Here is a 21304-nt window from a genome sequence, read left to right on the forward strand (position 1 = left end):
CGTTGACTCAGCCCTTGATGAGCTCCACCGTGGACCCGTCGCGTGCCTTGCGGACGCGCAGCCGTACCGGAATGCGCTGCCGTAGCTCCTCCACATGCGAGACAAGCCCGACCACTCGTCCGCCGGCACGCAGCTCATCAAGGGTGTCCAGCACGACGTCCAGCGCATCGGCATCCAGCGTGCCGAAACCCTCGTCGATGAACAGCGTGTCCAATAGCGCGCCACCGGTCTCGGCGGCGACCACATCAGCGAGACCGAGCGCCAGCGCGAGCGAGGCGAGGAAGGACTCCCCACCGGAAAGCGTCTTCGCCGGCCGCACCTTGCCGGTGTAGTCGTCCAGTACGTCCAGCCCCAAGCCGCCGCGCGTACCCCGTGCGCCAGCCGCGTCGGAATGCACAAAGGAATAGCGCCCGCGACTCATGCGGCGCAGCCGGCCGTTGGCCGCGACCGCCACCTCCTCGAGCCGGGCGGCGAGTACATAGGAGCGCAACGACATTTTCCGGGCGTTCTGCCCGCGCCCATTGACCACATCGGTGAGCGCGGACAGCTCGGCGAACTCAGCCTCCGCCGGTTCCAGCGCTCGCCACTCGGCGCGTAGTCGCTCGGCGAGCGCGGTCACTTCGGTTGCGCGTCGCTCGGCGGCACGCAAGGCGGCAACCGTGCTCTCGGCCAGCTCCCTGCACCGGGTATGCCGTTCCCGCGCCGCTTCGATATCCACGTCCTGCGCCGGATCCAGATCAGCCAGCTCCGGCTCGGCGAGCACCGCGCGGGCGGCTGCCTCGGCCAGTTGCGCCGCGTGCAGCTCCCGCTCCAACTCGGCAAGCCGCGCAGGCTCGCGTGCCGCGGCCAACGCTTCGGACACCCCAGGGAACCCTGCTTCGGTCGCCTCGGTTTCCACCGCGCGGCGTTGCTCGGCCGCACGCCGCACCGCTTCCTCGAGCGCCGCCCGCGCCTCGGCGAGGACGTCGTAGCTTTCCGCCCCGGCAAGCAAGTACGCCCTGCGCGCCGCCACATCGGGATGGTCGCCCCGTGCCACGGCCAGCCGTTCGGCGCGCTCGCGCATCGTGCGATGCAGCGTGTCCAGCTCGGCCCGGGTGCCGGCCAGCTCGCGTTCGACCGCCGCGCGCCGCTCGGTACGGGCTTCGATCTCCTCCTCGACCGAGCGCAGTGCACTGGCGAGCTCGGTTCGGGCCTTGGCGAGTTCACTCAACCGGTCGAGCTCGGCCTTCGCCTCGACCAGCAACCCGCGCAGCTGCTCGGCTTGCTGTCCTGCCGCGCGCTCCAGCATCTGCTGCTGCCTGCTTTGCGCTTCGTGTACCGCCTGGCCGGCGCGTTCTCGCCGGTCCGCGGCGGCTCGCTCGTCCTGCTCGGCCTCGCGTTCGTTGGCCTCGCTGACCACCAGCAACGAGGGCTCCGCCGGCCGGGGGTGCTCCGAGGAACCGCAGACCGTGCAGGGTTCACCGGCGGTCAGGTCCGCGGCCAACTCGGCGGCCATTCCGTCCAGCCGGCTGGCGCGCAACTCCTGCGACCGGTCCCGCGCGCGCTGGTGCTCGTCAATCGCCAGGCGCGCCTGGTCCTCCGCCGCACGCACGGCCTCGGCCAGCTCGGGTAGTTCCTGTGCTGCCCGGTGTTGCTCGGTCAGCTCTTCGACCTTGACGCCGGCCGCGTCCAACCGAGCCTCGGCTTCCGCGGCCGCGTCCAGCTGCTCGCGCAGCTCGGTACGCCGGGCCGGCAGTGCGGCCAACCGGTCGTCGAAGGCATTGAGCCGCTCGCGCAGCGTGGTGTCCAGTTCGGACAGTTCATGGGCCCGGGTCTGGTCGCGCTCCTGCTGCTCGGCTTCGGCTACCAGCGCGCTCAGCTCACCGGCGGTTTCCCGCAGCTGGCCGGCCACCTCACGCAACTCAGCTACCCGCGCCGGTTCGGCAGGGCGATCAGCCGCGCCGACCCGTTGCTCGACCGTGCTGACCGCCGCGCTCTCCCGTTCGGCCGCGGCACTGCGCTGCTGTGCCAACCGGTCCAACTGAGCATGTGCGGTGACCACCGGCGCGGCGGCGCGTGCCGCGACGAGCTCGGTCGACCGGAGTTCGCGCGCTTCGGCCTCCGCCGCGAACCTGGCCAGTTCGGCATGCGCCTGGCGCAGCCGGCGTACCCGCTCGGCACGCTCCTGTCGGGCTGCCAGCTCGGCGTCCGCACGTTCGCGCTCCGCGCGAGCCTGCGCCTCGGCCTCGCGCGCGACGGAAAGCGCCGTGTCCACGGCTTCTTCGGTGTCGCCGAGCCAATCCGCGGACACCTCCTCCGGTAGCTCCATGCCCGCGGCCTGGGCGAGACGTGCCAGCAACTCGCGTGCTGCCTGTCGCCGCGTTTCCAGCTGCCGGCCGCGCTCCGTGCGACGGTCCCGGAACCACTGTTCCACCTCGGCGAACCGGCCGGTGTCGAACAGTCGCTCGAGCAGTTGCTCGCGTTCCGCGGTGTCCGCGCGCAGGAACCGCGCGAACTCGCCCTGCGGCAGCAGCACCACCTGGAAGAACTGTTCGGCACTCATCCCGAGTAACCGCTGTATCGTCCGGCCGACCTCGTCGATCCTGGTGAGCCCTTCAGCGGGTTGACCGCTCGGCGGGCCGCCAATCCAGGTGAGCGAGGCCTTTGCCGGGCTCTTCGTGGTGCCCTCGCCACGTCGTTTCGGCCGTTCGTATTCCGGCCGGCGGTGCACCCGCAACCGCTGCCCGCCAATGGTCAGCTCCACGACCACTTCGGTGCCCAGCTCGGGCGCGGCCGCGTCGCAGCGGAGGCGTTTGACCTCGCCGCGCGCCCCTGGCACGGCACCGAACAGGGCATAGGCGACCGCGTCGAGCAGGGTCGTCTTTCCCGCGCCGGTATCCCCGTGCAGCAGGAAAAGGCCGTCCGCGCCGAGCTCGTCGAAATCGATCGTCTCCGATCTCGGGTACGGTCCGAAGGCTGTCAGCTCAAGCCGGTGCAACCTCATCCGACTTCGGCCTTTCCGGTCTCCGCGAACGCGGCGGCCAGCAGCTCCCGCTCGGCATCCGTCGGCGCGCTACCCCGGCAATCGCACAGGAAGCCGTTGGCGATCTCGGTGTCGTTCCTGCCGCGCACCGCTTCGGCATAGCGGGGGCGCTCGCCCGTCGTGTCGGCTGGCTGCCAGGTGGTGTGCACCGCGTGCGGGAACCGCTCGCGCAGCCTGCGCAGCGCGTCGGTGGGCCGAACGCGGTCGGTCAGCGTCACCGAGAGGTAATGCGTTTCCAGCTCGGCATGTTCCGGCGCGCGCAGCACCTCGTCGAGCTCGCCGGTGAGCTGGCTGAGCTGGCGCGGTACCGGTAGTTCGTGCCGGCGCACCTCCGCGAGGCCGGCCGCGTCCAGATCGACCAGCCACACCGATTTGCGCTGTCGCGCCTCGGAAAACGAGTAGGCAAGCGGGCTGCCGGAATAGCGGAGCCGGTCGTCGATGCGTTGCGGCCCATGCAGATGGCCGAGCGCCACATAGTCCACCCCGTCGAAAACCGCGCCAGGCACCTGTTCCACCCCGCCCACCGCGATCGGTCGCTCGGACTCGCAGCCGGTGCCGCCGGTGACGAAGGCATGCGCGAGCACCACGGAGCGCATCCCGCCGCGATTGGCCAGATCGGCGCGGACCCTGCGCATCGCCTCGGTTAGCACGCCGGTGTGCCCGCGCGCCTCGGGTACGCCGAGCGTCTGCCTGGCAGGCTCGGGCTCCAGGTACGGCAGGCCATAGCAGGCGAGCGGGCCGTGCGCGTCCTCGAGCAACACCGGCTGATCGAGGCGGGCTATCTGGGTACGCAGGTGCAGCCCGCCCGCCGCGGCGAACTCGCCGAACGCGCCGAGCCGTGGCGCCGAATCGTGGTTGCCCGGCGTGATGACCAACTGTGCGCCTGCCGCGCGGATTCGCGCGAGTATCCGCTCGGCGACCCGGACGGCCTCCCCGGAGGGCACCGCGCGGTCATAGATATCGCCGGCGACGACCACGACGTCCACCCGTTCGTCGACCACCACGTCCGCGAGGTGCCCGAGCACCGATTCCTGCTCGGCGAGCAGATCGGCGCCGTGAAACGTCCTGCCGAGATGCCAGTCCGAGGTGTGTAGCAGGCGCATACGAGCAAGCTAGGACGACCGGCCGACAAAGCCGGTGAGCACCACGCGTTTAGTACGCAGAACGGTTAAATAACGTGGTTACCACGACATTTTCCGCGTAAAACGGCGAGCCGGCGAGCCGGAACGGATTCCTGTCGGGGGTGTCCGCCATGATCACTGAACGAACAGGACATTCCACCGAACGGAGCGATCTGGTGACCTCAGCGGTAGTCAGCACCGCGGCGATCGTGGTCGCGCTACTCCTTGCCGCGGCGGTCGCGCTGATCTGGCGGTTGTACGCGGAAAGCATGCGTAGGGCCGACAACGCGGCACAGCGGCTCGCGGAGGAACGCGCGCGCTCGGATGCGCATCAGGCGGCGCTGCGGCGCTACGAGGTCGCCTTCGCGTCGATCAGCGGGCGCGGCGAACTCGGCGAGCAGGTCTTGGTGGAGACCACGCGAGCCCTCGGACTCCGCGCGGGCATCCATTTCACGTTGCAGGACGACCTCGCGGGCGGCGGTACCGTACGCCCCGATCTAGTACTGCACGTTGGTGGCGGTCGCACCGTACCGGTGGACGCGAAGGCGAGCATGGCGTGCTGGGCCGAAGCGGTGGAGACCGACGACCCGGAGGAGCGGCTGGACGCGCTACGCGTACACGTGCGCAATCTGCGCGCGCGGGCGACCGAGCTGGCCGGCAAGGGTTACCAGCGCTGGGCGGATGCCATCTACGGCACCGTCATGTTCATTCCCTCGGATGCGGCGGTGGTCGCCGCCCTGGACACCGACCCCGAGCTGCTGCGCTGGATGCTGGACCGGCGCGTGTTTCCCTGCGGGCCCACCGGATTCGCGGTGGTCGCCTCGGCCGCCCTGTTCGCCGGCACTGACCGGGCCCTGACGACCGACGTGGAGACCCTGCGCGGCCATGCGGCTGGCGCACACCGGGCAGCGAGCAGCGCGGTGGAGGCGGTCAACGTGTCCAGTACGCACCTGCAGCGGTTCCTCGCCGCGCGGCGCAGGGAACTGGAAGCACTGGAAACCTTCCGTAGCTCGGTCGCGCCGCTGACCGAAGCTGCCGGCAGCCCCACCCAACTCACCGAACTACGCGACAACACGGAGGCAAATGTCATCTGATCAGAAAATCTCAACGCTTGGCGAAAATTAGGACAAAACGGTCAAATCTGGGAACTGCTTTCGGTTAACGTGGCGAACCGTACGCCGATTTCCGCACCTTTTGGCCGGAATCCGTGAGCCCAACGGGCAATTCTGGCTCCGGCTCGGTGGAGCCGGCAGCGCAGCCAGCACGATACGGGCTACGGTGTGGTCCCGTGACCGCGACAAGCGACCCGCACAACGCCGCCGATCAAGAAGGCGGCAAGACCAGCTGGGATGAGCGTGCCTTTTTCGGCACTAGACGGGGCCTGCCGTGGTGGGGCGCCGTGCTGCTCGCACTGGGCGTGGCCGTCGTTTCGGCCGTGCTGAACCAGCAGATCGACGACAGCCTGGGCCTGATCTTCCAGATCGCCTACTTCGCCGGATGTGTCGCCGCGGTGACCATGGTCCAGCGCAAGAGCCTGTTCGGTCCGATGGTGCAGCCCCCACTGATCCTTGGCGCGACGGTGCCCAGCGTGATCCTGCTGTTCTCCGGTACCGCTGGTGCGGAGGACACCCTGGGTAAGGTGCTGGCGATCGGCACACCGCTGATCAACGGGTTTCCGACGATGGCCATCACTACCGGGATCTGCGTACTGATCGGGGTGCTGCGGCTGTTCCGCGAGCGGGACCCGAGCCAGCAAGCAGCAGCTCAGAAGTCCAAGTCAAGCCAGAAGTCCGGGGCTGCCGAGAAGTCCAAACCCAAATCGAGCCAGAAGCTCAGTGCGGCAAAGTCCTCGGACAAGGCAGAAAAGGGCCGGGGCAGAGCCGGAGCGGACGACCAGGACGGTCCTGGCCAGGAAGAACCGCCGAATCGTGGACGCGCGGGCGCGGCTGCGGCAGGTGCCGCGGCAGCCGGAGCGGCGGGTGCGGGCGCGGCGGCCGCCGCACGGGGCAGGCGCGGTAGCCGACCGGACGATCCCGCCGAGCGTGGCCGGCCGCCACGACGCCGCCCAGGCCAAGGTCGCCCCGACCAGGCACGCCCAGATCAGGGTCGTTCAGATCAGGGCCGTCCAGAAAAGGGACGTCCAGAGAAGGGCGGCGCGCCAGGGCCAGCCGATCCGGAACGGGACCCACGGTCCCGCCGCGGCCAGCGGCCGCAGCGGCCAGATCAACCACCGGAGCGAAAGCCTCCGCACGGGGGTCGTCCTCGCGGTGATGATCCTGCCCGACGCGAGCCGCCACCTGGCGCGCCCGGATCCGAAGGCCGCCGCGCCGGACCACCCCGGCGCAGGCCGGATGGCAACGCCCCGCCGCCGCGCGGCCAGCCACCACAAGAGCCACCACCACCGCCGCGACGCAGGCGTCCCCCACCACCCCCAGAAACTCGCTAACCCTAAAGAACGCAATCACGCGCAGTCACCGCAAAGGGACCAAGAGAATGCGGTGACCGGGCGTCGGACTCGGTCAGGCTTTGCCGAGGTCCTTGCGCAGCTCCCTGGGCAGCGCGAAGGAGATCTTCTCGTTGGCCGTGGTGACCTCGTCGACCTCGGCCCACCCCCGCTCGGCCAGCCAGTCGAGCAGCTCCATTACCAGCACATCCGGCACCGATGCGCCGCTGGTCACCCCGACCGTCCGTACGCCTTCCAGCCAGGACTCGTCGATATCCGACGGGTAGTCGATCAAATAGGATGCGCTCGCGCCGGCCTGTAGCGCGACCTCGACCAGCCGCTTCGAGTTCGACGAGTTGGTCGACCCGACGACAAGCACCAGATCGCACTCCGGGGCCATCGCCTTGACCGCGACCTGGCGGTTTTGCGTCGCATAGCAGATGTCATCACTTGGCGGGTCGGACAGCTGCGGGAACCGCTCCTTGAGCTGGTCAACCCGGTCCATCGTCTCGTCCACGGACAGCGTGGTCTGGGAAAGCCACACCACCTTGCTGGGGTCACGCACTTCGACGCGCTGCACGTCATCGGCGGTATCCACCAGCTGCACGCGGTGCGGAGCCTCCCCCGCGGTGCCCTCGACCTCCTCATGACCCTCATGCCCGATCAACAGGATGTCGTAGTCCTCCCGGTCGAACCGGTTGACCTCCTTGTGCACCTTGGTCACCAGCGGGCAGGTCGCGTCGATGGTTCGCAGCTCCCGCTGGGCGGCCTGGTCGTGCACGGCCGGCGCGACACCATGCGCCGAGAACACCACCAGCGCGCCCTCCGGCACCTCGTCGACCTCCTCGACGAACACCGCGCCGCGTTCCCGTAGCGACTCGACCACGTGTTTGTTGTGCACGATCTCCTTGCGCACATAGACCGGTGGGCCGTACTTCTCCAGCGCCTGCTCGACGGTGATCACCGCGCGGTCTACCCCCGCGCAGTACCCGCGTGGCTTCGCGAGTAGGACGCGCTTACCCGTACGCTCGTCCTGCATTTTGCCGTCCTGGTCCGTACCGGCGGATGGAGCACTCATACCTTCAGGGTACGGGGCGCTACCAGCGCGTCATCCGGCTGTGCGCGGTACCACCCACACTCACTCGGTAGCCGGAACGCTCGCCCAAACTTGGGTCCTGGCCGGACTATGCGGCAGGCTGTAGGCATGAAGCCACTCCCGCTGCCGCTCCGTGTCGCCGCAGGCGCCGCGGCGACCGCCGCCGAGCACGCCCGTGAACTGCCGGCGAGGCTCGCTGGCCTGCCGGTGACCGTGGTCAGCCAGGCCCTGCAGCTATCCATGCGAATGCAGCAGCACGTCACCGAGCTGGCGATTCGCGGGGACGATGTGCTCGCCGGACTCCGACCGGTCGAGGACGCCCCCTCGTGGGCCACCTTCGACGAGGACGGCTACGCCGACATGGCCGAAAGCGACGAGCTGGCTTCCGAACCCGGCGCGATGCAGCCGCGGGATGCCGGCCTTGGCGCCGCCGGCAACGGTCGCCACCCCGACTTCCCGGAACTGTCGGATTTCACGGCTGAGCAGCCGCCCTCGGCGGAGCCGACCGATCCATGGTCGCTCGAGGAGCAGGCGCTGGCCGCCGAACATCTGGATGGCGAGTTCGACAGCGAACCGCCCACCGACACGGACTACCCGGCTGGGCTGGCCGACTACGCCACCATGACGTTGCCCCAGCTGCGCGCCCGGCTGCGCACCTTCAGCTTGGCGCAGCTGGAGGAAATCCTCGCCCACGAGCGCGCGAACACGAACAGACCATCATTTACCGGCATGCTCACCCGGCGGATCAACAACGTGCGTAACGAGCAGTGAGCACTCCCCAGACCAGCCCCGAAGAGCCCTGGCCGGTCCGCACCGTCGCCCGCAAGATCGCCGAATGGGTCAACCGGCTCGGTTCGGTATGGATCGAAGGCCAGGTCACCCAGATCTCCGCGCGGCCGGGCACCTCGACCGCGTTTCTCACTCTCCGCGACCCTGCCGCGGACGTCTCGATGACCGTCACCTGCGCCCCGAATCTGCTGCGTACCGGCGAGCAACGGCTCGCGGACGGCTCAAGGGTCGTACTGCACGCCAAACCCACCTTCTACCTCGGCAGGGGGACGCTGAGCCTACGCGCGAGCGAGATCCGCGCGGTGGGCATCGGTGAACTACTCGCCAGGATCGAGCGGTTGCGCAAACTGCTGGATGCCGAAGGACTCTTCGCCCCAGCGCGGAAAAGGCGCCCGCCGTTCCTGCCACACACCGTCGGCTTGATCACCGGACGCGCTTCGGCCGCCGAACGCGATGTGCTCGCCAACGCCCGCACGCGCTGGCCCGCCGCGCGATTCCACGTGATCAACGTTGCCGTGCAAGGCGCGACGGCGGTACCGCAGATCGTCCGCGCACTGGACACTTTGGACAAAGAAGCGAAGGTGTCCACGATCGTCATCGCCCGCGGCGGCGGCAGCGTCGAGGATCTGCTGCCGTTCTCCGACGAAACGCTCTGCCGGGCGGTCGCCGCCTGCCGCACCCCGGTGATCAGCGCGATCGGCCACGAGCCGGACACTCCACTGCTGGATCATGTCGCCGATCTGCGTTGTTCCACGCCGACCGACGCGGGCAAACGCGTAGTACCCGATGTGCAAGAGGAGACGACGAAGGTCAACGAGCTGCGGGCGCGGGCTCGCCGCGCCCTGCATGGTTGGGTGGATCGGGAGCGCAAACTACTCGACGCGCTACGCAGCAGGCCGGCGCTGGCCGACCCGCACGGGCCAATCGACCGGCGCGCCGGCGAAATCGAAACACTGCGTGAGCGGATCCGCCGAGCACTACTCGCAAGGGTGAGCGCAGAACAAGCAGAATTGGTCGCGACACGCGGGCGATTGACTACGCTGGGTCCCGCAGCCACCCTGTCGAGGGGATATTCGGTTGTGCAGTTTGCCGACACCTCTGGAAACCTTAAGGTACTGCGATCGGTTGACGACGTGTCCCCGGGAACCCAGCTACGGATCCGCCTCGTTGACGGAGCGGTAACCGCGACCAGCACGAAGGAAGGAGGCAGCGACGGTGCCGGAACTACGACCTGAACCAGCCTTCCTTCCGCTTACGGTCGCTTCGGCGAGCACCGCCGCGCGCAGCCTGGTCGATCCGCCAGTACGGGCGAGTGCCCTGGTCGTACAGCGCAAGGCCGAGTCGGCAAACTCGGCGGCCGCCGACTGCTGGACCGCATTACTCGCCGGCTGCGATACGCCGGGGCGCAGGGCACTGCCGGGAAAACTGAAGGACCTCTCCGAGGCGACTTCGGTGTATGCCGGCACGGACTGGTGGTTCGGTACCGGCTCGAACCACCGTCGTAAGGTGGCTGGCGCCCAGGCACGGATCGAGGACGCCATCCGGTCCGGGGATGGCGAGCAGTTCGCCGAGGCCTTTATTGGCTACGACCAGGCGGTGGCCGCCGCCGTGGTGCGCATTCAGAGCAGATTGGGTAGCCCAGCACTGTGAGTTCCGGAAACGCCGACCCCACGGATTCCGCACACGACAACCCGGACAGCCAGGAAGGCATCGCCGAGCTCGGCTACGAGGATGCCCGCGACGAACTCGCCGAGGTAGTGCGCAAGCTGGAGGCCGGCGGGCTGTCCCTCGAGGACTCGTTGGCCCTATGGGAGCGCGGCGAAGCGCTGGCCAATGCCTGCGAACGCCATCTTGCCGGGGCACGGGAACGGGTCGACGCGGCGCTCGCGGTGGTCACCGACGAGGCAGACGATACGGATCCCGCGCAGAACTGAGCGACCTAGCGCCCCGCGGACGGCACGGCGACGTTGTCGTCAGCAGCTTCGACCGCGTCGGCAAGTTCGCCGAACTCCTTCCCGCTTGCGCTACCGCTGATCAGTACGCGCACCTCGGGGAGTTTCAGCACCCAGGTTTGTTGATCATCCTTGCCCGGATAGACATCCCACAGAAGATCATCGCTGCCGACCGAACCAGACCGCACCGTGCCCTCGCTGTCCGCGCCGGCACCCGCCTTACCGGCTACCTCGTCAACCAGTTCCTCGGTGCTTGCCTCGCTCTGTACCAACCGCAGATACGCGCCGTCGGGAGTCAGCCAGCCGATCTCGGCCAGCACCGGAGCGCCGGCGCCGGTGCCCAGCTGGGTGGTGCGCGCCGAATTGGCCCGCCAGCCGGCCGGTAGTTCTGGCTGCCGGATCGGGAAGTCCACCCGCTCGGCCATCCGGTTCAGTTCGGTACGGGCGTTGACGGTCGGCGCGGCGCCCTGGTCGATCGACGGACCACCGGGGCTGAACTCACAACCCCTGGTGAACAACACGACGACGCCGATAATCGCGACCAGCGCGAGTACGGAGAAGATCATGTCCCTGGCGCTCGCTTGCTGCCGTGGGTTCAACCCCGGCGGAGGTTCGGCCGGCGGCTGCGGTTTCGCGGACGCGGTGCGCGGGCCGTCGTCCGTCGCGGGCTGGGCGTCTGGCTGACCAGTCCGCTCATCCTGGCTGGATGTGTCGGTCACGTTCTGATGGTCTCAGGTCGGTCCAGCACCCCTTCGCGCTATCCCCTGATCGGCTGGTCAGGCCCCGATTGCGCCATGCGATGATCCATGCGCAGCGGTTATGTCCGTGTCACGTGGGAGGCAGCATGACGAGCACGTCCAGCCAGGCAGCCGGGAACCGACGCAAGGAGGCGCCAGACCGTAACCTCGCGCTTGAGCTGGTCAGGGTGACCGAGGCCGCGGCAATGTCCGCCGGCCGCTGGGTTGGCCGCGGCGACAAGATCGGCGGCGATCAGGCCGCGGTAGACGCCATGCGCAAGCTCATCGGCACGGTATCCATGAACGGCGTGGTGGTCATCGGCGAAGGCGAGAAGGACGAGGCGCCGATGCTGTACAACGGCGAGCAGGTCGGGGCAGGCAGCGGCCCGCACTGTGATGTGGCCGTGGATCCGATCGATGGCACCACGCTGATGAGCAAGGGGATGCCGAACGCGATCGCGGTGCTCGCGGTGGCCGAGCGGGGCGCGATGTTCGACCCATCCGCGGTGTTCTACATGGAAAAGCTCGCCGTTGGCCCGGAGGCCGCGGACGTCGTGGACATCACCGCGCCGGTGCGGGAAAACATCCGCAGGGTCGCCAAGGCCAAACAATCCGACGTTTCGGACGTCACCGTGTGCATTCTGGACCGGCCCCGGCATGAACAGTTGGTCCGCGAGGTTCGCGAAGCCGGCGCCCGGATCAGGTTCATCTCGGACGGCGATGTGGCGGGAGCGATCTCCGCGGCGCGCACCACGACCGGCGTGGACATGCTGCTCGGCATCGGTGGCACCCCGGAGGGCATCATTGCGGCCTGCGCGATGAAATGCCTCGGCGGGGAACTACAGGGGCGGCTGTGGCCGAAGGATAACGAGGAACGGGACCGCGCTATCGCCGCTGGCGTCGATCTCGACCAGGTACTGCGCAATGACGACCTGGTCACCGGGGACAACGCGTTCTTCTGCGCCACCGGGATCACCGACGGCGATCTGCTCCGCGGCGCGCATTACCGGGCTGGTGGCTGCACCACCCAATCGATCGTCATGCGTTCGAAGTCGGGCACGGTCCGGCTGATCGACGGATACCACCGACTCACCAAACTGCGCGAGTACGCGACGGTGGATTTCGACCGCTGGGAAGAGGACTCCTCGGCACCTGCCGGACTCCCCTGATCGCCCCCTGATCGAACCCCGACAACCGCATTTCTCAGGGATATTGCGGTCACGGAATGCAGTTAAACGGTGGAAAAATGTGGCTCCATACTTTCGACGGGTGTCACTTTTTCGGTCGACACGCCTACCTTCCGTAAACGACCCCCGATCGGGGGAGGACGTACGGAAGGGAGAGGACATGCGAGCACGTTCTCTAGTCGTGGGCCTTCTCGCTGGCGCTGGGCTGGTACTTGCCAGCGTTATGGGACCCGCCGCCGCGGCCGCACCTGCCGCGGAAAACCCGAACGACGGCGTAACGCCGTACATCATCGGCGGTGAGGACGCCGACCAGGAATATCCCTTCATGACCTCATTGCAGGATTCGCAGGGGCACTTCTGCGGCGGCTCGCTGATCAGCTCCGAATGGGTGCTGACCGCGGCGCACTGCGTGCAGGGCTCCGCGCCCGGCGATTTCACGGCGCGGATCGGCAGCAACGACAACTCGCAGGGCGGCGAGGAAGCCGGCGTCACGGAAGTCGTCCCGCACCCGGACTATGACGGCGCCTCGCCCGGCGCGGACATCGCGCTCGTCAAACTGGACAAAGCGGTACAGGCCGCACCGATCAAGGTCACCGGCAGCACCGAAGCTGGCACCGCGTCCCGGCTGCTCGGCTGGGGACAGACCTGCCCCGAACAGGGCTGTGGTGACGTCCCAACCATGCTGCAGCAGCTGGACACCTCGGTCGTGGCCGCTGAGGAGTGCACCGGCGGTATCGACGGCTCGACCGAGCTGTGCACCGACAACCCGAACGGCGACTCCGGCGCCTGCTACGGCGATTCCGGCGGACCGCAGATCGTGCAGTCCGGGGATGGCTGGACCCAGATCGGCGTAACCAGCCGTACCGGTAACAACGATCCGACCTGCGCGACCGGGCCATCGATCTACACCAACGCGGTTGCCTACACCGATTGGATCAACGAAACCACCGGCGGAGCACTGGCGGCTTAACCGTCAATCAACATCGTCAACCGTCGAGGGTGGGTTCGGGCCCGGGCGCGCACTGTGCCCGGGCCCGAACCATTTCGCTAGATCAGCCCGCGTCGCTCGAGTGCCCTGGAAACAGGTGCGCATCCGGGTTGAGGTCCACCGCGATGTTGTTCACCGCCGTCGCGGCCTCACCGAAACCGGTGGCGATCAGCTTCACCTTGCCGGGGTAGGTGGCCACATCGCCTGCCGCATACACCCGCTGGCGCGCGGTACGCATCCTGGTGTCCACCGTGATCGCCCGCTTCTCCAACTCCAGCTCCCAGCCCTCGATCGGGCCGAGATCGGCGGTGAAGCCGAGAGCCGCGATCACCGCCTGCACTGGTAGCTCCAGCTGGCCGCCTTCCTTCTTCTGATCGATCACCGCCGCGCTGAGCACGCCCGCGTCATCCGCCCGCAGTTCGGCGACCTCCGCGTCGGTAATGATCGGTACGCCCAGCTCACGCACCGCCCGGACGGTGCCCTCCATGGCGCGGAACTTCGCCCTGCGGTGCACCAGGGTGATGCTGCGCGCGATCGGGTGCAGGTTCAGCGCCCAGTCGAACGCGGAATCACCACCGCCGACGACCAGCACGTCCTGGTCCCGGTAGACCTCGAGCGATTTCACGAAATGCACCAGGCCGCGGCCGAGCCATTCATTACCCGTCGGCAGTGGCCGTGGGGTGAACTCGCCCATGCCGGCGGTGATCAACACCGCCCCGGTGTGCACCACGCTGCCGTCGGCGAGCCCGATCTCCAGACCATCTGGTACCTCGGTGAGCGAGCGCGCCATCCGCCCGAGCAGGTACTTCGGTTTGTACTGGTCTGCCTGGTCGACGAGCTGACCAACCAGATCACGGCCCTTGATCGAGGGAAAGCCGGCCACGTCGAAGATCTGCTTCTCCGGGTACATCGCGGTGACCTGCCCACCCGCCTCGGGCAACGAATCGACGACGGCGATGGATAACTCGCGAAAGCCCGCGTAGTACGCGGCAAACAGGCCGGTCGGCCCCGCGCCGATGATCGTGATGTCTACCTCGTACCGTTCAGCCGTCGTCATCGGCGACCGCCCTTTCCGCCAGTGGTGGTCGAGCATCAGTCCGGGCCCCCGAGCTTAGAACACGTGCCGGCCAAGATCGGTGATCCTCGTCACGGGTAACCCGCTGGACCGTGACCGAACCCGCGATGCCGAACCGGCCGTGGCGCGCCAGACTCGAGGTATGGCAGACGAGGCTTACCGGATCGAACACGACACGATGGGCGAGGTCCGCGTACCGGCGGACGCGCTCTGGCGGGCACAGACACAGCGAGCGGTGGAGAACTTCCCGATCTCCGGACACGGGCTGGAACGCATCCAGATCCGCGCCCTTGGCCTGCTCAAGGCGGCCACGGCACGCGCGAACGCACGGCTCGGGGTACTGGATGCCGAGGTCGCCGAGGCGATCGCGACCGCGGCCGAGGAGGTCGCGGCCGGGGAACACGACGCGCATTTCCCGATCGACGTCTTCCAGACGGGCTCGGGCACCTCGTCGAATATGAACGCCAACGAGGTGATCGCCACGCTGGCCAGCCGGTCACTCGGCCGCGATGTGCATCCGAACGACGAGGTGAACGCCTCCCAGTCGTCCAATGACACGTTCCCGACCGCGATCCGGATCGCGGCGACCGAGGCCGCGCTACGCGAGGTCTACCCCGCGCTGCGCAAGCTGGCGACCGTCATCGAGCGGCGCGCGACCGAATGGACCGATCTGGTCAAATCGGGCCGCACACACCTGATGGACGCGGTGCCAATCACCTTCGGCCAGGAAGCCGGCGCCTGGGCCGCGCAGGTGCGGTATGGCATGGAGCGGATCGGGGCCAGCCTGCCGAGGCTCGGCGAGCTGGCGATCGGTGGAACCGCCGTCGGGTCCGGACTGAACGCGCCGGAGGGTTTCGGGGCCGCGGTGGTCGCCGAGCTCGCCGCGGCCACCGAGCTGCCGCTGACCGAAGCGCAGGACCACTTCGAGGCACAGGCCACACAGGACGGTGTGGTGGAGTTCTCCGGGCAGTTGCGCACCATCGCGGTATCGCTGAACAAGATCGCGAACGATCTGCGGTGGCTCGGTTCCGGCCCGCGTGCCGGACTTGCCGAACTGCGGTTGCCCGATCTACAACCCGGCTCGTCGATCATGCCCGGCAAGGTGAACCCGGTGATTCCCGAGGCCACCCTGCAGGTGGTCGCCCAGGTGATCGGCAATGACGCGGCGGTGGCTTTCGCCGGCGCGCAGGGTAACTTCCAGCTCAACGTGAATTTGCCGGTGATCGCGCGCAACGTGCTGGAGTCCTGTCGACTGCTTACCGCGGTCAGCAAGCTGCTCGCGGACAAGGTGTTCGAAGGGGTCGAGGTCGACGCCGAGCGCGCACGTGACTACGCGGAAGGCTCACCGTCCATTGTGACCCCGCTGAACGCCTACATCGGTTACGAGGAGGCCGCCGCGGTGGCCAAACAGGCGCTCGCCGAGCGGCGCACCATCCGCGAGGTGGTGATCGAGCGCGGGCATGTGGCCGCCGGCAGGCTGACCGAACAGCAACTGGACGAGGCACTGGACGTGCTCCGGATGGCCCGCGCCCGGCAATGAGCTTCGACGGCGGCCGCGTCCGGTTGGCTCAGCCAGCGGTCGCGGCCGCCACGAGTTTGCGCGCGGTGCGTTTGGCGACCGCTATGCCGTCCGGGATCACCCCAGCGGTGCGCACCACCATCGCACCCTCCAGCAGCACGGCGAGTTCCTCGGCCAGCTTGCGCGGCGCCCGCGCGCCGGTCGCGCGGGCCAGTTCATGGATGCGTTCGAACAACCACTGTTTCTGCTCCGCGATCACCGTGCGCCCCGGATGCCCGTCGTCGGGCAACTCCGCGTAGGCGTTGACGAAGGCGCAGCCACGCGGGCACTTTTCATCCATCCAGTCCTGCAAGGCGTCGAAGACCAGCAGCACTCGACGTACTGGGCTGCTTCGCGATGCCTCGTCCAGCACCTCGTAGAGATAGTCCCGCCAGCGCTCGTCGCGCTCCCGTAGGTACCGCTCGACAAGCGCATCCTTGGCGCCAAAACGGTCGTAGAGCGTCTTCTTGGTCACGCCGGCCGCAGCCGCGATCCGATCCACGCCGACGGCGTGAATCCCGTTTTCGTAGAACAACTCCGCGGCGACGTCGAGGATACGCCGCGCCGCGGGTGTCAGAACGTCCTGCATAGTCCCAAGGTATACCGTCCAGTTTACCTATGGTTCACGTGCCGGGAACCACGACCAGCTTGCCGAAGAATTCCTTTGCCATGAACTCTTCCTGTGCCCGGCCAAGCTCACGGAGTGGAAACGTCTCGGCGAGCAGCGGAGTCAGCTCATCCGCCGCGATAAGCTCGACAAGTTCGGCGAAGTCGGCATGAGTACCAAACGACGACCCGAACACGCTCAGCTGGTTGAGGTAGATGGTGCGCAGATCGGCGTGCACCACCGGTCCGGCCATCGCGCCGGCGACCACGTAGCGACCGAGACCACCGAGCAATCCGAGCAACCGCGAAACCGCCGCGCCGCCAACCACATCCGCCACGACGTCGAGCTCCCGGCCGCCAAGCGCGGCGCGTACGGCGGCGCTGAAGGCTGCCGCATCCCCCTGCAGCTGTGCCCGATCGAGCACCGCACGCGCCCCGAGTCGCAGCGCCCGCGCGCCCTTCCGCGCGGTGGTTACCGCCAGCACGTCGGCACCGCGCAAGCTGGCCAGCTGGAGCAGCGCGGAGCCCACGCCACCGGATGCGCCAGTGACCAGCACGGTCTCGCCCACCTGGAGGCCCGCTCGATTGAGCATCCGCATCGCCGTGGTGTATGCGGTGGGGAAGGTGGCCAACTGCGCGTCACTGAGCTCGCTTGTCACCTGGTACGCATTCTCCGCCGGAACCGTGACCAGCTCGGCGAATCCGCCGTCGCGCTCGCTGCCGAGATAGTCGGTGCGCACCAGCTCCCGCTCGCCACCCTGATAGATCATCGGATCGACAAGTACCCTGTCGCCGATCCGCTCGGCCGGCACACCCGCGCCAACCTGATCGATCCTGCCGACGATATCCGCACCCTGAATACGCGGGAAGCTCAGCGACTCGCGCCGCCAGCCCGTGACCGATGCCGCGTCAGTAGCCGAACCGTAGGCGCCCTGCCTGGTCCAGATATCCGTGTTGTTCAGTGCGGTCGCGCCAACCCGTAGCCGTACTTCACCGGCGGCCGGAACCGGATCGGGCAGATCTTCCCGGTAGACCAATTTCTCCGGACCACCAAAGCCGATCAACTGCACACCACGCACCGCGATCTCCTTTCGCTCTCATCTTCTGTGACGCAGACTATACAGATCTGTATAGTCATGCCATGACGGCACTATACATACCGGTTTACTTACTTGAAACCAGGAGCGAGAGATGACCAGGACACTGCGCCGGTTCGGCAGGTACGTCGTTCGGATCAAGCGCGATCTCGACTACGGCCATGACGTGATGCGCGGCTACGTCGAGCCAGGTACCCGGGCAAGGGCACGGAAGCGTCGCTGACCGCGCGAGGTGTCGGTCCCCTGACCGATAATCGAGGAATGTTGTTCGCCGATATCGTCACCGCCTCGATCCGGATGGCCGCGACCGGATCGCGCAAGGCAAAGATAGGGATCATCGCGGAACTGCTTACCGCGGCGGAGCGGACCGAGCTGCCCGCCGTGGTCGGGTTCCTTGCCGGGCAGCCGACACAGGGCCGGATCGGTACCGGCTGGCGCACCCTCGCCGAACTCGAGGTACCGGCCGCTACCGGACCACGGCTCAGCGTCGACGCGGTGGATGTCGCGCTGGACGAGCTCGCCGGCATCGCCGGCCCCGGCTCGGCCGCCGTGCGCGGCTCGGTGCTACGCGACCTGTTCGGCCAAGCCACCCCGGACGAGCAGGAGTTCCTGTTCCGGCTGGTCACCGGGGAACTACGACAAGGCGCGCTGGAAGGGGTGATGCTGGACGCGATCGCCACGGCCGCGGGCGTGCCGGGTGAGAGTGTACGCAGAGCCTTCATGCTTTCCGGCCGATTACCCGCCACCGCTGCTGCCGCGCTGACTGGCGGTAGCGACGCACTCGGCGAGTTCCGGCTCGAACTTGGTCGACCGATCCGCCCGATGCTTGCCGCGTCGGCAGAATCGCTCAGCGCCGCCATCGCCGAGCTCGGCTCGATCGTCGTCGAGTACAAACTGGACGGAGCGCGGATTCAGGTACACCGCGCGGGAAGCGAGGTGCATGTCTACACCAGAACGCTGCGGGAGATCACCGAGCACGTCGGCGAGCTGGTGCGGTTGGTTCGCGAGCTGCCGTGTCGCTCGGTCGTGCTCGACGGTGAAACACTCGCATTGACCGACGCGGGACGACCGCGACCGTTCCAGGAGACGATGAGCAGGTTCGGCAGTACCCGCGCGGAGCAGGTCAGCCAGTTGCTGCTGCGGCCGTACTTCTTCGACTGCCTGCATCTGGACGGCCAGGATCTGTTGGACACTCCGCTGGCTGAGCGGCGGAGTGCGCTACGCGAGGTGGCCGCCGAGCAGCTGATCCCATCGACCACGGACCCGGCCGCCGCCACCGAACTGCTCGAGCAGGCGCTTGCCGAGGGGCACGAGGGCGTCGTGGTCAAGGATGCGGGCGCGCCGTATGCCGCGGGTCGGCGTGGCAGCGCGTGGTTGAAGGTCAAGCCAACGCATACCGTGGATCTGGTGGTACTCGCGGCGGAATGGGGACACGGCAGGCGCACCGGGTATCTGTCCAATCTGCACCTCGGCGCGCGCGATCCGGACGGTGGTCCACCGATCATGGTCGGCAAGACCTTCAAGGGGCTCACCGATGAGCTGCTTGCCTGGCAAACCGAGGCGCTGCAGGAGATCGAGCGCCACCGCGAGGAATGGGTCGTTTGGGTTCGGCCGGAACTGGTCGTGGAGATCGAACTGGACGGTGTGCAAGTAAGTAGACGCTACCCGGGCGGGATCGCGCTGCGCTTCGCCCGAGTGTTGCGCTACCGGCCGGACAAGGACGCGGCCGAGGCGGACACGATCGATACCCTGCGGACGCTGCGCGCCGAGTAGGGTGCGCGAATATGTTCACCGAGCACTACATCGCCGTCCTGTTGCTGCGCGCCGACCAGGAAGGCGAGGTCGGGCCGCTGTATCAGGAATCGTTCACCCTGCTCACCGCCGAGAGCGAGGAAGAGGCGCGCGGTAAGGCGCTGTCCATCGGTAAGCGTCGGGAGCACAGCTACCAGGCCGACGATGGCACGCTGATCAGCTGGAAACTGGACCACGTGGTGGATGTTTGCGTCGCGGTGGACGACGAACTCACCGATGGGGCCGAACTGTACAGCCGGTACTTCCGCGATTACGCCGCATATTGCAACGTCGAACCACTGCTCGGCGGGCAGTCCTTCTAATGCGGATCATTGCCGTGATAGCCGGACGACCCCGGTGCGCACCAGCACCGAGGCCGTCATCGCGGTTGGGGGCGAGGGTTACTTCAGCCCAGCCAGAAACGCGGACCACGCGCTCGCATCCACCGTCAGCCAACCAGCAGCGGGATTCTTCGAATCCCGCACCAGGGTGTCCTCGCCACCACGAACCTCAACGCAGTCCGATGTATTAGCACTGTAGCTGGACTTGCGCCAATCGCCGGGCATACTCGGTACTGTCATTATGTCGTCTCCAATTCCTTGACGGCTGCTGCGATCAGTTCCGACGATGCAGCGGGGCTCAGTGCCACCTCTTGCACCATATCGGCGGCTTCCTGGTAAGCGGCCACGTCGTCGCCTTCGTGAAAGAACAAGGCCGAGCGCCGATTCTCCAGCTGCACGACCGGTGACCGATCGGCGAACTCGACGAGCACGAACGGTCCTTCAAGCGCAGGATGCCAGCCAAGTTCGTCTGGTATGACACGGATATCGATGTTCGGTCGCTCGGCGACCTCCAAGAGCGCCCGCAGCTGCTCCACCATCACTCCCGTGCCACCGATCCGTTGTCGCAGCAAGCCTGCACCTATCAGCGCCACAAGATGGACCGGGTCCCGCTGCCGCATCACCGTGTTCTGCCGCCCCAACCGAATCGCTACTCGCGTCTCGATCTCCATTGCCGGAACCTTCGCCGAAACCATGATCGAACGCGCATAGTCCGCGGTTTGCAGTAAGCCCGGCACAAGTGATGGCGCGACCGCGGTCACAGTCTGTGCGGCCTGTTCAGCTTCCAGTAACGCGGTCAGTTGCCGACGCTGGTCGGGCATGTCAACCGCGACCCACAACGGCCCGTCCGATGACTGGGACAGCTCAACCAGCTCCGACACCAGTTCAGGCGAGGCATTGGCTTCGGCAAGATACCGAGCAACCGTGGCGGCCGTAGGGGCCCGTTCGCCCTGTTCCCATCTGTTGACGGTTGATGCACCGACGTCCAGCCGACGCGCCATCTCACGCTGTCCGATGCCGGCTGCCTCGCGTGCCTGCCGCAGTTCCGAGCCGAGCTGCCCAAGTTTCGGGTTGTTCCCAGCCATGGAACAGAGCATAGACGAGGAGATGGCCCCGAGAAGCGTCACCCGATTGCCTGACTAGCCTTACTGATCCCGACGCCATACTGTTCCCGGTAACGCGGAAACAGAGGAACAGTGATGTGTGGGGCACCCCGCACATACGGTTCGCCTAACAAGGAGCGGAAATGCGAGGTTTCCTTGATACCAAGCCGACTGGCGCGGTGATGGTCGGCCGGCCGCCGAGGCCAACTCGGTACGGCAATGACTGGGCGCACTGGGTTCCCGACGACGTCATGTCGCTGTGCGGGGTGCGGTGCACGCCCGCCGATCCCAAGTACCTCCGCACATTGCAGGCGTGTCCGCAATGCGACCGCCACGAACGCGGTTTCTGGCACCGCGCAACGACTCCGGCAGGTCTGAGTGGTTCCCCGACCCCGCTC

21 protein-coding genes are annotated in these 21304 nt (G+C 67.5%); 12 read left to right on the top strand and 9 right to left on the bottom strand.

All coding sequences use genetic code 11. From position 1 onward, the window contains the following. Positions 1–7 precede the first annotated feature (7 nt). Positions 8–2983, bottom strand: coding sequence for an AAA family ATPase (locus EV191_RS01065; RefSeq protein ID WP_132874902.1), 2976 nt, complete (start codon positions 2981–2983; stop codon positions 8–10). Continuing rightward, positions 2980–4125: an exonuclease SbcCD subunit D gene (locus EV191_RS01070; RefSeq protein WP_132874903.1), complete on the bottom strand. Its 1146-nt coding sequence runs from the start codon at positions 4123–4125 to the stop codon at positions 2980–2982. The genes EV191_RS01065 and EV191_RS01070 overlap by 4 nt, the downstream gene beginning before the upstream one ends. A 149-nt stretch (positions 4126–4274) precedes the next feature. On the opposite strand from EV191_RS01070, the gene rmuC reads away from it, so the two are divergent. Further along, positions 4275–5237, top strand: a complete 963-nt coding sequence (gene rmuC, locus EV191_RS01075) for a DNA recombination protein RmuC (protein WP_207894362.1) — start codon at positions 4275–4277, stop codon at positions 5235–5237. A gap of 194 nt (positions 5238–5431) precedes the next feature. Continuing rightward, complete coding sequence (locus EV191_RS01080) at positions 5432–6589, top strand: DUF6542 domain-containing protein (RefSeq protein WP_207894363.1); 1158 nt, start codon at positions 5432–5434, stop codon at positions 6587–6589. 73 nt (positions 6590–6662) lie between these two features. Here the strand turns inward: EV191_RS01080 and EV191_RS01085 are convergent, their stop codons facing one another. Further along, positions 6663–7664 carry a 4-hydroxy-3-methylbut-2-enyl diphosphate reductase gene (locus EV191_RS01085; protein WP_132874904.1) on the bottom strand — a complete coding sequence of 334 codons (1002 nt, stop codon included), beginning with the start codon at positions 7662–7664 and terminating at the stop codon, positions 6663–6665. Between the two features lie 126 nt (positions 7665–7790). Here EV191_RS01085 and EV191_RS01090 point away from each other — a divergent pair, with 126 nt between their 5' ends. From EV191_RS01090 to EV191_RS01105, 4 genes are read left to right on the top strand one after another with little or no spacing between them, the layout of a single operon-like run. Beyond that, on the top strand, positions 7791–8453 hold the full coding sequence (locus tag EV191_RS01090) for a lipid droplet-associated protein (RefSeq protein ID WP_132874905.1): 663 nt from the start codon (positions 7791–7793) through the stop codon (positions 8451–8453). Further along, the gene (xseA, locus tag EV191_RS01095) at positions 8450–9706 is read left to right on the top strand and encodes an exodeoxyribonuclease VII large subunit (RefSeq protein WP_132874906.1); all 1257 of its coding nucleotides are present in this window, start codon (positions 8450–8452) and stop codon (positions 9704–9706) included. The genes EV191_RS01090 and xseA overlap by 4 nt, the downstream gene beginning before the upstream one ends. Beyond that, the gene (locus EV191_RS01100) at positions 9687–10121 is read left to right on the top strand and encodes a hypothetical protein (RefSeq protein ID WP_132874907.1); all 435 of its coding nucleotides are present in this window, start codon (positions 9687–9689) and stop codon (positions 10119–10121) included. The genes xseA and EV191_RS01100 overlap by 20 nt, the downstream gene beginning before the upstream one ends. After that, on the top strand, positions 10118–10405 hold the full coding sequence (locus EV191_RS01105; protein WP_243658680.1) for an exodeoxyribonuclease VII small subunit: 288 nt from the start codon (positions 10118–10120) through the stop codon (positions 10403–10405). The genes EV191_RS01100 and EV191_RS01105 overlap by 4 nt, the downstream gene beginning before the upstream one ends. A gap of 5 nt (positions 10406–10410) precedes the next feature. On the opposite strand, the gene EV191_RS01110 is transcribed toward EV191_RS01105, so the two are convergent. Beyond that, entirely contained in the window at positions 10411–11142 is a 732-nt protein-coding gene (locus EV191_RS01110; RefSeq protein ID WP_132874908.1) for a DUF4245 domain-containing protein, read from the bottom strand. Positions 11143–11267: 125 nt separating this feature from the next. Between EV191_RS01110 and glpX the strand changes: the two genes are divergently transcribed. Further along, positions 11268–12329, top strand: a complete 1062-nt coding sequence (gene glpX / locus EV191_RS01115) for a class II fructose-bisphosphatase (protein ID WP_132874909.1) — start codon at positions 11268–11270, stop codon at positions 12327–12329. 178 nt (positions 12330–12507) lie between these two features. Beyond that, positions 12508–13317: a S1 family peptidase gene (locus EV191_RS01120; protein WP_132874910.1), complete on the top strand. Its 810-nt coding sequence runs from the start codon at positions 12508–12510 to the stop codon at positions 13315–13317. A gap of 82 nt (positions 13318–13399) precedes the next feature. On the opposite strand, the gene EV191_RS01125 is transcribed toward EV191_RS01120, so the two are convergent. Next, positions 13400–14392, bottom strand: coding sequence for an NAD(P)/FAD-dependent oxidoreductase (locus EV191_RS01125; protein WP_132874911.1), 993 nt, complete (start codon positions 14390–14392; stop codon positions 13400–13402). Positions 14393–14552: 160 nt separating this feature from the next. Here EV191_RS01125 and EV191_RS01130 point away from each other — a divergent pair, with 160 nt between their 5' ends. After that, complete coding sequence (locus EV191_RS01130) at positions 14553–15950, top strand: class II fumarate hydratase (RefSeq protein ID WP_132874912.1); 1398 nt, start codon at positions 14553–14555, stop codon at positions 15948–15950. 28 nt (positions 15951–15978) lie between these two features. On the opposite strand, the gene EV191_RS01135 is transcribed toward EV191_RS01130, so the two are convergent. After that, a complete protein-coding gene (locus EV191_RS01135) occupies positions 15979–16557 on the bottom strand; it encodes a TetR/AcrR family transcriptional regulator (RefSeq protein ID WP_132874913.1) in 579 nt (192 codons plus the stop codon). 34 nt (positions 16558–16591) lie between these two features. Next, entirely contained in the window at positions 16592–17653 is a 1062-nt protein-coding gene (locus EV191_RS01140) for a zinc-binding dehydrogenase (protein ID WP_243658681.1), read from the bottom strand. Between the two features lie 112 nt (positions 17654–17765). On the opposite strand from EV191_RS01140, the gene EV191_RS30795 reads away from it, so the two are divergent. From EV191_RS30795 to EV191_RS01150, 3 genes are read left to right on the top strand one after another with little or no spacing between them, the layout of a single operon-like run. Continuing rightward, the gene (locus tag EV191_RS30795) at positions 17766–17894 is read left to right on the top strand and encodes a hypothetical protein (protein ID WP_279388400.1); all 129 of its coding nucleotides are present in this window, start codon (positions 17766–17768) and stop codon (positions 17892–17894) included. Between the two features lie 38 nt (positions 17895–17932). Further along, positions 17933–19444, top strand: a complete 1512-nt coding sequence (locus tag EV191_RS01145; RefSeq protein WP_132874914.1) for an ATP-dependent DNA ligase — start codon at positions 17933–17935, stop codon at positions 19442–19444. Positions 19445–19455: 11 nt separating this feature from the next. Then, complete coding sequence (locus EV191_RS01150) at positions 19456–19785, top strand: DUF4288 domain-containing protein (RefSeq protein WP_132874915.1); 330 nt, start codon at positions 19456–19458, stop codon at positions 19783–19785. Between the two features lie 78 nt (positions 19786–19863). On the opposite strand, the gene EV191_RS01155 is transcribed toward EV191_RS01150, so the two are convergent. Continuing rightward, positions 19864–20043, bottom strand: coding sequence for a DUF397 domain-containing protein (locus EV191_RS01155; protein WP_132874916.1), 180 nt, complete (start codon positions 20041–20043; stop codon positions 19864–19866). Further along, positions 20043–20888 carry a helix-turn-helix domain-containing protein gene (locus EV191_RS01160; RefSeq protein WP_132874917.1) on the bottom strand — a complete coding sequence of 282 codons (846 nt, stop codon included), beginning with the start codon at positions 20886–20888 and terminating at the stop codon, positions 20043–20045. Before EV191_RS01160 ends, EV191_RS01155 begins: the two co-directional genes overlap by 1 nt. Positions 20889–21304 lie beyond the last annotated feature (416 nt).

This window comes from Tamaricihabitans halophyticus, assembly GCF_004340875.1.
Taxonomy (GTDB): Bacteria; Actinomycetota; Actinomycetes; order Mycobacteriales; family Pseudonocardiaceae; genus Tamaricihabitans; species Tamaricihabitans halophyticus.